The organism is Candidatus Lernaella stagnicola, assembly GCA_030765525.1.
Taxonomy (GTDB): domain Bacteria; phylum Lernaellota; class Lernaellaia; order Lernaellales; family Lernaellaceae; genus Lernaella; species Lernaella stagnicola.
The window spans coordinates 1-14,415 of sequence record JAVCCK010000038.1 but is presented as its reverse complement, the minus strand read 5'-3'; the positions used below and the strand labels follow the sequence as shown (position 1 = coordinate 14,415).

The 14,415-nt window shown below is 59.2% G+C and carries 11 protein-coding genes; 4 read left to right on the top strand and 7 right to left on the bottom strand.

What is annotated here, in order from left to right:
* Positions 1-10: 10 nt before the first annotated feature.
* Complete coding sequence (locus P9L99_17075) at positions 11-1,627, bottom strand: right-handed parallel beta-helix repeat-containing protein (protein MDP8225076.1); 1,617 nt, start codon at positions 1,625-1,627, stop codon at positions 11-13.
* A 172-nt stretch (positions 1,628-1,799) separates the two neighbouring features.
* Between P9L99_17075 and P9L99_17070 the strand changes: the two genes are divergently transcribed.
* Complete coding sequence (locus P9L99_17070) at positions 1,800-2,378, top strand: flavodoxin family protein (GenBank protein MDP8225075.1); 579 nt, start codon at positions 1,800-1,802, stop codon at positions 2,376-2,378.
* A gap of 3 nt (positions 2,379-2,381) precedes the next feature.
* Here the strand turns inward: P9L99_17070 and P9L99_17065 are convergent, their stop codons facing one another.
* Positions 2,382-3,077: a PilZ domain-containing protein gene (locus P9L99_17065; protein ID MDP8225074.1), complete on the bottom strand. Its 696-nt coding sequence runs from the start codon at positions 3,075-3,077 to the stop codon at positions 2,382-2,384.
* Positions 3,078-3,244: 167 nt separating this feature from the next.
* On the opposite strand from P9L99_17065, the gene P9L99_17060 reads away from it, so the two are divergent.
* Positions 3,245-6,295, top strand: a complete 3,051-nt coding sequence (locus P9L99_17060; protein MDP8225073.1) for a glycoside hydrolase family 31 protein — start codon at positions 3,245-3,247, stop codon at positions 6,293-6,295.
* An 18-nt stretch (positions 6,296-6,313) separates the two neighbouring features.
* Here the strand turns inward: P9L99_17060 and P9L99_17055 are convergent, their stop codons facing one another.
* The 5 genes from P9L99_17055 to rlmB form a co-directional block, all read right to left on the bottom strand.
* Positions 6,314-7,918, bottom strand: a complete 1,605-nt coding sequence (locus P9L99_17055) for a cellulase family glycosylhydrolase (protein MDP8225072.1) — start codon at positions 7,916-7,918, stop codon at positions 6,314-6,316.
* A gap of 207 nt (positions 7,919-8,125) precedes the next feature.
* Entirely contained in the window at positions 8,126-8,419 is a 294-nt protein-coding gene (locus P9L99_17050; GenBank protein MDP8225071.1) for a Dabb family protein, read from the bottom strand.
* 104 nt (positions 8,420-8,523) lie between these two features.
* Entirely contained in the window at positions 8,524-9,495 is a 972-nt protein-coding gene (locus P9L99_17045; protein MDP8225070.1) for a hypothetical protein, read from the bottom strand.
* Between the two features lie 348 nt (positions 9,496-9,843).
* Positions 9,844-10,731, bottom strand: coding sequence for a DUF4382 domain-containing protein (locus P9L99_17040; protein ID MDP8225069.1), 888 nt, complete (start codon positions 10,729-10,731; stop codon positions 9,844-9,846).
* A 97-nt stretch (positions 10,732-10,828) separates the two neighbouring features.
* Positions 10,829-11,560: a 23S rRNA (guanosine(2251)-2'-O)-methyltransferase RlmB gene (gene rlmB, locus P9L99_17035; GenBank protein ID MDP8225068.1), complete on the bottom strand. Its 732-nt coding sequence runs from the start codon at positions 11,558-11,560 to the stop codon at positions 10,829-10,831.
* Between the two features lie 167 nt (positions 11,561-11,727).
* Between rlmB and P9L99_17030 the strand changes: the two genes are divergently transcribed.
* Positions 11,728-12,315 carry a prepilin-type N-terminal cleavage/methylation domain-containing protein gene (locus tag P9L99_17030; GenBank protein ID MDP8225067.1) on the top strand — a complete coding sequence of 196 codons (588 nt, stop codon included), beginning with the start codon at positions 11,728-11,730 and terminating at the stop codon, positions 12,313-12,315.
* Between the two features lie 94 nt (positions 12,316-12,409).
* Positions 12,410-14,140: an NAD+ synthase gene (locus P9L99_17025; GenBank protein MDP8225066.1), complete on the top strand. Its 1,731-nt coding sequence runs from the start codon at positions 12,410-12,412 to the stop codon at positions 14,138-14,140.
* Positions 14,141-14,415: the final 275 nt, after the last annotated feature.

Here is a 14,415-nt window from a genome sequence, read left to right as displayed (position 1 = left end):
AAGCCCTCCGTTAACGACTTATATCAGAAAATTCGTCGGCGCCGACATCCCAACCGGAGCCCTGCGGACGAACGTCGCCGTCGATGTCCATGTAGATTTCCGCGCCCGTGTACCAGGGGTTCGGGTCCGTGCCCGCGTCGATGCACGGGCTGGCGGTGCTCAAGTGCAAATAGCCGCCGGCGAACAGCGGATCGACCGCGATATTGCCGGCCGCCGCCGCGCACCCGTTCCATTGGCAAGCGTTGACTTGATCGACATCCTCGATGAGGAGGGGCCAATGAATCACGAGGTAACAAAGACGCGAGCCGCAGACCAAATCGTTGCGCTGGAGGTCGACTTCCGCCGTACCGGGAACGATCGATAACGGACTGGAAATGCCGTCGCCCCGCGCGATCAAAATGTTGTTCACCAGTGTCGCGTTCGATTCCAACACAACCGCCGCCGTGTCATCCCCGTCGCCGCCGAAAATCGTGTTCCCGATGAAGACGGGCGACTCGCTCGGGGCGCCCACCACCACGCCGGCCGAAAAGTCATCAACGGACCTGCCCGGGCGGATATAATTATTGGTCACCGTCACGCTGCCGTGCTCCAAATGCAGGCCGAGCGCGTTCGCGTCGTAGCTGCTGAAGGCGTAGCCGCTGAAGATCACGTTGCCGTCGATCACCACGTGGCCACCCGGCGTGTCGACGAACATCCCCACACTCTGGGCCGGAAAGGCCAACGCCGCGGCGTCACCCGAGTAAATGCTATTGCCGGTTACCTGCGCCTCCACATCATCGGCCGCAATCGCAACGCCGATGCAACTCGCGCCGTAAAATCCGCCGGCGGCGCCACCGGTGATTTCATTGTCTTCGATGACCCAGGTGCCGCCCCCATCAATCGTCAACCCAACGGCTTGCGTGAAGAAGCCCCACGCGACAGGTCCCAAAACACGATTGCGGGAGAAACGGCCGTTGCCCCCGGAGATCACCACGCCGAAAGCGTCCTCGCCGGGCGTTTCCAGGTCGCGGTCGATCGTGCAGCCGTCAACCACGATGTCCTCTTCCAAGAAACCCAGGATCAGGACCGAATACATGCCGCTAGCGAGAATGGAGGTTTCGTATGCCGCGATATCGCGCCGCCAATCCGTTTCACGGAAGCCGCCGTACAGCGAGGTCGAGACCGTGAGGTCTTCGTGGTATTTCCCGCGTGCGACATACACCGGCAGGCTTTCCGGCGCGGCGGCGCCTAGGCCCGCCTCGATAGTCAGTTTCGGTTGATCGGCTGTGCCGGGGTTGGCGTCGTCGCCGGTGGTGGCGACGTAGATTCCCTCGGGCAGGGGAGATGCGTCGTCGTTGTTATCATCATCATCGTCGTCATCATCGTCGTTGTTGTCATCGTCGTTGTCATCGTCGTTATCGTCGTCGTCATCTGCCGTGTCATCGTCGGCGGTATCGTTATCGTCATTATCGTCATCTTCGATGTCATCATTGTTATCATCGTCATCGTCGGCGGCAGCGTCGGGCGCGGCGTCGTTATCGTCGTCGTCATCGAGGCAGGCGGTGGTGAGCAGGGAAAAAGCGACGAGTAAACAAAGAAAAAAAAGGGCCGTGTGTCGCGTCGTCAGGTGACACTTACACTGTGCCATGTTCGTTCTCTACTTCCCGCCCCCGGGGTGAAAAACGCGATCATCGACTCGAATCAGCATAGGACAGAAAACTACCTTTGTCGCCAAAAAGCAAGCAAATTTTGCAGTTTGGCGGTCAATGGCCAAACGATTATAATGTCGCCGCGCTTACCCCGAAATGAAAGGAACCGCCATGAAGGTCATCGCTTTGAACGGCAGCCCGAAGAAGAACGGAAACACGGCTCTACTACTCAACACGGTCTGCGAGGTTTTTCAGGAAGAGGGGATCGAGACGAGCATTATTCACCTGCCGCCGCTGAAACTGCAGCCGTGCACCGGCTGTTTCAAGTGTAGAAAAACGAAGGACGGCAAGTGCCACGGCGTGACCGACGACACGCTCAACGACGTGCTGGCGCAGGTGATCGAGGCTGAGGGCATGTTGATCGGCTCGCCGGTTTGGTTCTCCAACGTCACCGGCCACGTCAAGAACTTCATCGATCGCGCGGGCATGGTCGTGCGGATGAACGACCACCTGCTGTCGCGCAAGGTCGGCGCGGCGGTCGTGGCGGTGCGGCGCGCGGGCGGGATACCCACGTTTGACGCCATCAATCACTTTTTCCACATCAGCGGCGTGGTCGTGCCCGGGTCCCATTATTGGAATGTCGGCGTGGGCGGCGGGCCCGGCGAATGTCGAGACGACGCCGAGGGTATCGAAACGATGCGCGTGCTTGGACGCAACATGGCGTGGGTGCTCAAGAAGCTGAACGCGTAGGGATTATTTGGCCGCAGCGTCCATTTCCGGCGGCCAGTGGAACTTGAAAAGCTCTTCCAGGCTCTTGATGTAATCGGCGAATTTCTCCGCGCCTTTACCGGCGAAGGAAATGATTTTGAATCCCGCTCCGTAGGGATGGTCCAGGTCGTCGAGATCGCAATCGAAGACGGCTACGACTTCGGCCAGTACGAACAAGGGGTCGGCTAATTCTTCGCTTTCCAACTTGAATTCGTATTGGCTGCCGACCACCAGGGGCGAGCCGGTGCGCACGTACAGACCGCTGGCGGAAACATCGGAAATCGCGGCGTCGAGCAGGTCGAGTACGTCGTCGGCCTGCACGGTCAACACATCGGTGAAACGCGGGTCGGTGCGGCGCTCGTATTCCCTTTTGAGCAGTTCGAGGACGTACGCGTCGTAGATATCGCTGTGCTCGGTCAACCCGATGCCGTACTGGAACTTGTTTTTCGCGATGGACGGCAGGTTACGTTGCCAGGCGACGCGCCCCTTCATGACCATGGTCGGCTTGCTCGGCGCGTTCAGTTTTACTTCCACTTCTTCACCGATCGACAGATTTCGGTTGCACGAAAAGCCGAGGCCGGTTTTGGCCAAGTCTTGAACGTAGGCGAAAAATGCACTCGTTTGGGTCGTGACTTGCGCGAGAAGGTTTTTCGAAACGCGTTTTTGTCGTCTGTTTTCCACGCTCGTTTCCCCCTGTTTAGTACCGGCGAAAGATTGGTCGATTGCTTTGGCAACGCTAGCACAAGGATCGTTCAAGCGGCAAGACCTTTGCCCTTGAAACCGGCGCGCAATTTTAGAATGATGAACTCGGGTTCAAAGCGGGTTACCCGCTTGCTGAGGTGTTTTATATGCGTTGTTTAGTATTTTTCTTTACTCTCTGTTTGCTTTTTACTCTCGTGTTCGGCTGCGACCACCAGGACGGCGGTTCCGCTGACGATGACGTGGTGTCCGACGACGACGACGACAACCTTCCCGACGACGACTCTGCCCCCGACGACGACGATGATACGACCGACGACGATTCCGTCCCCGACGACGATGACTCCGCCGACGATGACGACACGCCCTTTCCGCCCTGCGGCCCCGTATCCCTTTGCGAGCGCGCCGTCCAGGATTGCGGCGTGGATACTTCGGTCGACGACTGCGTTGAGCAGTTGACCGACGCCGATGTTTGTTACGATCCCACGGCGCTTCTCTCGTGCAGTTGCGCCTGCTACCCCGGCGCCGACTGCGGGAGCTTTGTGGCCTGCATCGAACAATGCGAACAAGCCCATTGCCCCTATCCCGCCGCCGTGCCGCCCGAACAACCGGAACCGGCGATCCCGGGCCAAAAAGAACAGCTCCCCGGCAAGGTCGACTACACGATGGATGAGGAAGAAAACAACTTCATCCTCGTTGGCGGCGGATTGCGCGTGACGCTGCGCCGTGACCCCTTCGCTCTTCAAATCGTTCGCATCGCCGACGAAGAAACCTTGCTTGCGACCGTCGACGACCCCCGCGACGAAGGGTTCGCCCCGTTAGCCGTTTCGGCCGACAAGGGCTTCTATTGGAACCAATTTTATTGGGGGTATCGCGGGTACTACCACCACGAAGGGCCGTGGACGAACATGGCGCGGGTCGTCCGCTTTTGGCAGAAAGCCGACCGCATCGTGTTCGACGTGCGCGACCAAAGCGACCGGGCGCGCACCATCATCGCCATCGGACCTTTCTACGACGGCGCCGTTCGCATCGCGGCCGCCACGCAGCCGGGCAACGAAGCCGACGACATCGACCGCATGGCCTTCACCTTCCAATCGCCCAGCGACGAGGCCTACCTGGGTTTCGGCGAGCGTTTCAATCGACTCGATCAGCGGGGCAAGAAGATCGAGTCGTGGCTCGAGGAGGGCGGCATTGAACCCGGTTCGTTGCGGCCGTTGATCGAAGCCCTTTTCCCGGAGGCGACGCCCGAATGGGTGCTGCCCTCGGGCGAAGACGGCAGCTACGCGCCGATCCCCTTCTTCTTGTCCAACCACGGCTATGGTTTTTTGGCCGACGTTCCCGAGCCGACACATTTCGACCTGGCCGCGACCCATGAGGACCTCTGGCAGATCAAGGCGGAATCAAACGAATTGGCCTTTGTGGTGTTTGCCGGGCCGACTCCGGCCGAAGCGCTGGGCCAATACACGGCCCGCACCGGTCGCAGCCAGGTGCCGCGCCCGTGGATGTTGGCGCCGTGGAATTTCTTCGCGGGCTACGGCGGCGAAGATTTCCGGCTGGCCGACATCCCCACCAGCGTCAACCACGAATGGACCAACATCACGCCCACCGGCAGCTTCCGCGGGCATGAGGCCGAAATCGTGGCGCGAAACGAGGCCAAGCACGACCTGGGCTTCAAGGTGCTGTGTTACCTCCAGCCGCGCATCGACGCCGACGACTACCCCGAGTTGTGGCAGGAGGCCGCCGATCTCGACTTGCTCACGCGCGACGAAAACGGCGACGCCTACATACAGACCGTCTACCTGAACATCATCAGTTTCGCCGAGTTTCACGTCAGTCACATCGATTTCACCGCGCCGGATGTGGACCAATGGTGGCATTCGGTGTTGCAGAACATCGTCGACCTCTCCTACGACGGCACGATGTACGATTTCGGCGAGTACACGCCGCCTATGGTGCAGTTCGCCGACGGCCGCGACGGCCATTACTGGCACAACCCGTACCCGCTCATCTACCAGCGTTCCGGCTACAATTTCTTCCGCGAACTCGACGACGACCCCTACGACGGCCTGGCTCCGGATTACCTCTATTTCAATCGTTCGGGCTATGCCGGATCGCAAAACTGGACCTACGCCATGTGGAGCGGTGACCCCAGCGCCGATTGGAACGTCTCCGACGGTCTGCCCGCGCAGGTGAAGGCGGGCTTGAACGTCGGCCTGACGGGCTTCGCGTTTTGGGGGCACGACATCGGCGGCTACCACGCCTACCTGGTTCCCGCGCCGACGCCGGAACTACTCAAGCGCTGGATGCAGTTCGGCGCGTTCTCCGGCCTGATGCGCGACATGGTTAACAGCGAAGTCGTCAACGGCGAGCGCCCGCTCATTTTTGATTCGCCCGATATCACGTACGTCGTGCGCAAGTTCCAAAAGCTGCGCACCCAACTGGTGCCCTACATCTACAACACCGCGTGGCAATATCGTGAAAGCGGGTTGCCGTTGATGCGCCATCCGGTGCTGGTCACCCCCGAGGATCCGGCGGTGTGGGATGTGGAATACCAATACTACTTCGGCGATGACTTCTACGTCGCACCGGTGATTGAAGCCGGCGCCACGACGTGGACCTTCTACCTGCCGGAAGGCGAGTGGATCAACTTCTGGGCGCAAACTGAATACGACGCCGGGGAAACCGGGGGCGGCACCGGCGGCTTCCGCATCGGCGGCGACCAGATCATCGGCGGCGGGCAGGAAATCACGGTGGCGGCGCCGGTCGAGACCATTCCCTTGTTCGTGCGGCTTGGCGCGGCGATTCCGGTCGTGGACCCCTCGGTGGACACTTGGGCCGACGCCGCTCCGGAATCCGGCGTGGTCACCGCCACGGACGTCGCGCACCTGCTGCACGTGTGGGTGTGGCCCGACGAGACGACAACCACGACGCTGAGCGACGGTAGTGAATTGACCGTCAAGGTGAAAAACGGCTCCATCGACGTGGAACGCGACGCCGTCGACGAAGAAGGCGAGCTGTGGGCGCAAATCGCCTGGACCGTTGACGCCGACGCGCCCGAAGCGGTCGGTGACCTACTATTTGTCGAAGGCGGCGATCCCTTGGCGCTGGCGGCGGGTGAATGGACGTGGAGCGAAACGCGTCGCGCCGTGGCGTTTCACGGCAAGGCGGGGCGGAAGAAGTTCGTCATTACCTGGGATTGAACGAGCCGGCGCCGCGCGTCAATTCGGAACGATGCGAATGACGTGAGCGCCCAGGGTCGGATCGGTCCAAATCGACAGCACGCCCGAATCGGCGTCCCATTGGCTGGTCCACGTGTCGGGCGGATCGTCGACTTCCATATCAAAACCATCCGGATAATCGCGCTCGGCCGGGATGAAAATCTCCGTCGGGCCGCTCGCACCGGGGCGGTCGTCAAACTCCAACGTCAGCGTGCGCGTGTCCGGGTCGTAACCGTACGAGGTGGGGAACCCCGCCACGACGCGCGGATAAGCCGATGTGACCAGATCGAAGAAGTGCGCTTCACTGTTGTGCTTTAGCGAACCGCAATCCCAATACGCCCACCCGGCCGTGACGCGCTCGAACATGCGCAACGCTTCGTCGTTCCATTGCGTGCGATTTTCCTCGTCGAACCAGGACAACATTGCCCATTCGCCGGCGAACAACGGCGCGCGCTGCCTCTCACCTTCGGCGCGGCGGAACGCTTCCCACAGCGTCAACGTGTGATCGACCTCCGGGCGGTAACCGCCGAGTAGATCGATGAACGCCGAGTAGAGGTGCGGGAAATACGCCAGGCGCGGCTCGCCCGGACGCGGGTCGCTCAGCGCGCGCAGGTGGTTGGGCAGGCCTTGGTTGGTGGCAAACGCGCACGGTTCGTAGAAAATCCAGTTGTCGGCATCGACCTCGCGGATGGCGTTGATCACTCGCTCGTTGAAATCCGAGTACAGGGTTTGGTCGAATTCCTGGTAGCGGAACATGTTGGTTCCCTGCCACGATTCGTTGAGCGGATCGTAGCCGATGACCGCCGGATGGTCGCCGAATCGCTCGGCCACATGCGCCCACATCGCGGCGAAATGGTCCTGCAATTCGGGGTGGCGATCGTAGGCCCAGAAGTTGTCGAAGGCGCGGTTGATCGCCGGCGACAGGTAATTGAACGCCCAGCCGCCGAAGATTTCATCGAAGGGAATGTGCGGCCAACCGTCGGTGATCGTCGCCCACTCCGGCGCGCCGTCGCTGCCTTCGCCCTGGCGACTGCCGACGAAGGGCCCCCAGAGGTCCTGGTGCATATCGAGCACGACTTTCAGCCCGGCCTCGTGGGCCCAGTCGAGGCGGATTTCCACTTCGTCGAGATAGTCCTCGTCGTACACACCCATTTCCGGCTCGATGCGCGCCCAGAAAATCAGGTACCGGGCGAAGTTGAAGCCCCACTGCTCGCTGAGGGTCAGCACCTCTTCGCGGGTGAATGCCGGGAGACCCGACGCGCCCTTGGCCGAGCCGTCGAGGTTGCAGCCGTGGAAGATGATGGCGCGGCCTTGGTCGTCCCACATGTATCGCCAATCGTCGTTTTCGGGGGGCGTGGTGTCGTTGTCGTCATCGTCGTCGTCATCGTCATCGGTGTCATTGTCATCATTGTCGTCATCAATTGTGTCGTCGTCGTCATCGATCGCGTCGTTGTTGGTGTCGTCGTCGTCATCGTTGGCGTCGTCGATTGTGTCGTCGTCGTCGGTTGAGGGTGACGATTCATCGCCATCACACGCCGGAAACGCGGCGAGAAGCAGCACGAGAACGAGTGTGACAAAACCGAGGGCGGGCGATTTGCGCAGCATGGCGTGGTTCCTTGTGGGTTCAGTTTTCTGGAAACGAACTATACCAGACGGCGGCCTGAATCGTCGATTTGAATTGGCCGGTGTGCTGGATTTCGACGCCTATCACTTTTCCGTTAAAATGTTAACATAACGGTGCCTGGCCCCAACGCAGCGGTGCTAAGAGGTTGAAAACAAAGGCGATCTCAATAGAATATAATTACCGCGACCTTACGTTTCGTAATCGACGGAAATGATTTGGCTGAGGTTCGGCTTGATAAGTTCGTCCACGACACGACGGTGATCGGGGTGCTCGATGTAGCGCTGCAACGCGCTAGCGTCGTCAAACTCGGAAATCAAGCTGATATCGGCGCTGTTGGCACCGCGCTTGCTATCGACGCCCACGTCGTATCCACGTATCTCCTTGATTTTCGACGGTAATTCATTCAACGCCGGCACAATCGCCGACAACGCTTCGGCACGCTTTTGGGGATCCAACTTAATCAAAACAATATGGCGAAGCAATGTGTTTCCCTCCGAAGTCAGATTTGAAAACAACCGTTGAGACTTAAGATACAAAAAAAAAGCCCGGTTGCAACCGGGCTTTTTTCTGCTGGAGAATCAGTGGTTTAGTGGTGACCGTGTCCGTGTCCGCCGTGTCCGCCGTGGCCGTTGCCACCGTGGCCGTTGCCGCCGCGGCAGCCACCGTTGCCGCCGCCTTCGATGCAAAGCACGTCGACGCCGTCGCCGTTGTTGATCGCGTCGGCGAGGTCATTGGCCAAACCCAGGTCGTAGCCGCCCAGGATGAAATCTTCCACTTCGTAGAAGGCGTCGCCGACCGTTTCGGCATCGGTCAACCAGAGATCGAGCGGCGTGTAGAAGCTCAGGCCGGCAGCGAAGGTGCCTTCTTCGTAGGTCAAGAAAGCGGCCAGATTGAGCGTGAAAGCCGCGAATTGCTTCTTGGCGCGAGCCGCCGGGCCCTGGTTGCCGCGGGCGTTCAGGAAGTATCTGAAATCGTCGTAGGTCGCGAAGACCGGAGTCAGATCAAGCGCGGTATCCACGATGACGGCCAGTTCATCAGCCGTGAATTTGGCGGAATTGCCTTGCTTGAACTGCTGCTTCCAGAAACCGATCGTCTTGGGGCAGGTGAAATCAGGTTCTTCGATCTGGCCCTCGTTGAAGCCGAAATCGAAATCCAGGTAATCCACATCGCCCACCGGAGCGCCGAGGAAATCCGGCGTAGTCGGCACGTACGTATCCGGGATGGTGTCGATGTCGACGAAGGTGACGTAGCAGCGACCGCCGAAGGCGGGAATGTAGTAATATCCGGGGTTTCCGAACTCATCTTCGGTCGTGTAATCGTAATCGTAGATTTCGTCGTCGCCGTCGATGACGCCGTTGCAGTTGTAATCGCGATAGGCAATCACGCGTACATCGTTAATGCCGTTTTCCGCGGGCTCGTCCTGCAGGCCGTTGCCGTTGGTGTCGTACCAAACGTAGTCGCCGACCCAAACGGCCGGACCAGCCAGCGCACTGCCGACGCCGAACACGGTAACCAGAATCACAATAAACGCAGCGGTCATCATTTTGTTCGTTGTCATCTGTCCCCCCTGAAACGATTGTTTTGGCGATTTGTCAAATGCTTTCAATCTAAATACCCTTTGTAGGTCGTTTGTTTCGCTTATGCATGTTTCATATCTTCTAATACTTCTTTTGTAAAGAATTTTTTGCATGTTCTTTGTTTTTTTTGTCAAAGGCGGGTAGGAGGGTGTATTTCTTCTATAAATCAACATGTTACAAATGGTGCTCAGGCGCAAAATCGCGTGAAATAAGCAAAATGGCGCGGAAAAAAGGCGGAAATTTCTACCGATCGGTCGGAAATTTCGTTATGCAGATGGTAGCGAAACGGGCCCGCCGCGCAGGACGGACCCGATGCTTCTTTCAACAGGTTAGTCGGCGGGAATCAACTCGACGGGCTCATCCAGTGTACGATCTTCACCTGTAGCCAGGGAAAGCGCTTCCACATATATGCCGGTTTCGTATCCCGGCGCACCGGCAACGATGTCGTAATCGCCGGCCGGCAGCGCCGCGATGGTGAACGCTCCCTGGTCGGGCATCGTCGACTGAATCGCATCCGCGAAGTTGTTACCGGTGAACGAGCCGTTTTCAAACGCATACACCACCGTACGGTCCACAATCGGCTCGACTTCACCAATGATGTTGCCCGCGTCCTCGGCTTGGATGAAGCGGGCGACCGGATTGAGTATGTATTTTCCGTTCCCGGTTTCCGTGATCGACTTCCGCGCATCCAAATCCATGACCAGAATGGTTTCCGCGCCCTCCTGGACGGTAAAATCGCCCTTTAGTTTGAAGCCCGACTGGCAGCCGCTGGGAACCTTCAAGGGGTAGGTTTCCCCGTCGATCACGATCTCGCCGCCGCTATCGCCATCACATTCCAAAATCAAGCGGATCTCACTGTAGTCACCGAACGGCAATTCCTCTTCGGCCAACACGGCGAAGACGTTGTTCTGCAATGCCAGCAAGTCGTACGTGGTTGGCTCGATTTCGAGTTCGATCCACGAGGCGTAGTTTGGTCCATCGTCTCCGGAGTTCATGTCGTCGTCGCCCTGATGGGGTTCTTCGCCGCGCACCGCGATCGAGCTGATCGTCAAATTGACGGCCTCGGCATCGTCGATCGGCGCGTCGATCATGCGAAGTTGAAAGGATGCGGTCGCCGCGTCATCATCGCCGTCATCATCTCCATCACCCCCGCAAGCGAGGATTACGAACACACCCAGCGCGACGAGTGCAATAATAATAAACCATTGTTTTTTCATATTATTTATCTCCTTCGTGTCCGGTTCTGGACAATTATCCACACTAGCTGCCGGTTCCGAGTCGAATCCGGACAGCCCATCTTGCTAATCTACAAATCTAATCACGCAAACGGCTTCGGAATACCTCATATAGCGCCACGGTCGCGGCCTGGGCGACGTTGAGGCTGGCGATGGGGCCGCCGGCGGGAATTCGCAACAATTGATCGCAGGTTTCTTCAACCAGGCGGTGCAGGCCGTCGCCTTCGCTGCCCAGCACCAGGACGATATCGGGCGGCAAGTCGGCGTCCGGCAACGCCGCGTCGGCTTCGGCGGCCAAGCCGAACACCCAAAAGCCTTCTTTTTTCAATAGATTAAGTGAGTTTACCAGGTTGCTTTCGCGAGCGATGGGCACGACTTCAGCGGCCCCCGCGCTGGCTTTGACGACCGCCGGTGTAACCGGAGCGCTGCGTCTCTTGGTAGTCAGCACGAGGTCGGCGCCGAAGGCCCCGGCGGCCCGCAGGCACGCGCCGAAATTCTGGGGATCGGTGATGCCGTCGAGCGCTAAAATGGTGCGGGGCGGCTTCGTCTTGCGCTGCAAAAACATCTTAATGGAAACATAATCGTGCGCTTTTAGTTCCGCTACCGCACCTTGATGGCCGGACCGGCCGGCGATTTTCTCGAGGTTCTTTTTTGACTCCCAGCGGATTTCAAGCTGCGCCGCGGCGGCTAAGTCGATGATGTCCGACAGCGCCGCGCGGCGCCCCGGATCCAAATAGAGGGCCTGGACCGCTTCGATTCGGAATCGCAGCGCTTCGGTCACCGGCCGCTTGCCGTAAACAATATGTGCCATGCGCGTATCATAGACGAGCGAAGGGTACGGGTAAATCGCGGGAGCGGGCGTTTATCGATCGGCATGCCCGAGTGAATAAATTTGAATTAAAAGGTCAATGAAACGTCAAGAAAATCGACAAATGGGCCGAATAAGAAAGTAATTACAACTTGCTGAAAGGGCGCGGGATGTCCGCGTGTATAAACAAGCGAACCGCCGGCTTCACGATGATCGAGCTATTGGTCGTGATGCTGATCCTCAGCTTCCTGATCGGCGTGGGCATTATTTCGACTCGCCACCTGCGCAACCGCGCCATGCTGGCGCTATTCTTCGAAGACATGCGGCGCACGAAGGAAGCGGCCAATCACTTCGCGCAGGATTGCGGATTCATGCCGCCGGACGTGTGGCGGGGTGTGGATCCGTCGTTCGTGGAAATCGACGGATACAAAAAGGGCAACCACAGCGCCGTTTGGCAGCAGGTCGAGAAAGATCTGCAAAAATGCTGGGCCGGCCCCTATTTGCGGGAATGGAAGAATAATCCATGGGGGGGGCTGTATGATTGGGACAATTATCCATCGGATTATTCTGCCTGGGGCATTCCGGGCGGCGGTTGCTATTTGACCCTCAAGCCCGCGACTTGGGGAGGCCAAGACGGTCTGCCCGCCCTTGAATTCGAGGACATTCTGGAAGCACAGGGTGTCGATAAATCCACGGAGGATAATGTTGTGTCGGTCTGGATGGGCAAGGCGCCGGACTTCGGGGTACAAGGCAAGTAGCGTCCATTTATCTTTCTTTTCGAGTTTCACAGGGTCTTTTCCCGCGCGAAGGCTGTGCTACAATCGCGCCGCACAGCCAGCGAGGTGACGGGACATGAACCTGCGGATCGCGCTTGCGCAAATCAACACCGTGGTGGGCGACGTACCGGGCAATGTGGCCCGCATGATCGCCGTGATCGACGAAGCCAAAGCCGCCGGAGCGGAACTGGTGGCGTTTCCGGAGCTTGCGGTCACCGGATACCCCCCCGAAGACCTCGTGTTGCGACCTCATTTCCTACGCCAGAATCTCGAAGCGGTGGAGCGCTTGGCCGTGGCGGCCGAGGGCATCGTCGTGGTCGCCGGTTTCATCGACGTGGCCGACGACGCGTACAACGCAGCGGCCGTGTGCGCCGATGGCGGCGTGCGGGCGGTCTACCGGAAGATCCGCCTGCCCAACTACGGCGTGTTCGACGAATACCGTTATTTTCAGGCGGGCGTGGAGCCGTTGGTCATCCACATGGGCGGGCGCCACATCGGCTTGACGATTTGCGAAGACATCTGGGTGCCGGGCGGCCCGGCCGAGGAGCTGGTTGTCACCGGCGGGTGCGAGGTGGTGCTCAACATCAGCGCCAGCCCCTACCACATGGGCAAAATCGGCGAGCGCGAACGCATGCTTTCCACGCGCGCCTCGGACATGGGCGTGTACCTGGCGTACTGCAATCTGGTGGGCGGTCAAGACGAACTCGTGTTTGACGGCTCGAGCGTCATTTTCGACCAAGACGGCAAGGCGATCGCGCGGGCGCGGTCGTTCGACGAAGACCTGCTGATCTGCGATCTGGATTTGGAGTCCGTATTGGTCGATCGCTTGAGCGATCCGCACTCGCGGCATGATCGGTACGAATCGCATCTGGAGGGGCGGAGCGTGGCGATGGTCGACGTACCGAACCCGCAGGTCGCGCCGGGGCGTCTGGATTGCCAACTGCAACAGCCGCCGGGACCCGAAGAGGAAGTGCTGCGCGCCTTGGTGCTGGGCACCGGCGACTACATTCGCAAAAACGGTTTTGAAAAAGTGGCGCTGGGGCTCTCGGGGGGCATCGATTCGGCGCTTGTTGCGGCCATTGCCGCCGAGGCGCTGGGGCCGGCCAACGTGCATGCCGTGTATATGCCCAGCCCTTATTCAAGCGAGCAAAGCACTAAAGACGCGATCAAACTGGCCGAAAGCCTCGGGATTCCTTACCAGGAAGTTCGCATCGAAGACGGCATGGAGTCTTTTGATCGCATGCTCACGCCGGCGCTGGACGGCAAACCCGAAGGCACCACTGCCGAGAACATCCAAGCCCGGATTCGCGGCACGTTGCTGATGGCGATTTCCAACGCGACGGGCTGCCTGCTGCTTTCCACGGCTAACAAGAGCGAGTCGGCGGTCGGATATTCCACGCTTTACGGCGACATGGCCGGCGGCTTCGCGGTGATCAAAGACTGCCCGAAGCTGTGGGTGTACCGCATTTGCCGGCACATCAACCAGCGAGCCGGGCGCGAGATCATCCCCGAAAGTGTTTTGACCAAAGCGCCGACGGCCGAGTTGCGCCCGGATCAAAAAGACACGGACTCATTGCCGCCTTACGAGGTGCTCGATCCGATTTTGGAGATGCTCGTCGAGAAGGATCGCAGCGTCGCCGATTGCGTGGCGGCCGGTTTCGACGAAGCCACCGTCAAGCGCGTCATGCGGATGGTGCAACTCGCCGAATACAAACGCCGCCAAGCTGCGCCCGGCGTGCGACTCACGCACCGCAATTTCAGCAAAGACCGCCGCTGGCCGATCACCAACCGCTATCGGGACGAGTAGGACAATCTTTTTTCAGGGCTCACGCCCTTTGCTATTTGGTCACGCCCCTGCGGGGGGGGGCGGGGTGCCATAGTCTCACCGCCGCCGGCGGGGAGGCTGTGTGGATGAGCCTTGCGTTCAAACGACCAGAGTCGTAAAGCGGTACGCGTATACGAATAATTAAAATAGGTGATAGACCCGCCCTTGATTTTATATAGGGGGGGGGTAGAATGGGTTTTGTTGGATGCGGCGCGACGTAGATTTCCCACCTGATTTTTCGACAGCGAGTCCTTTCA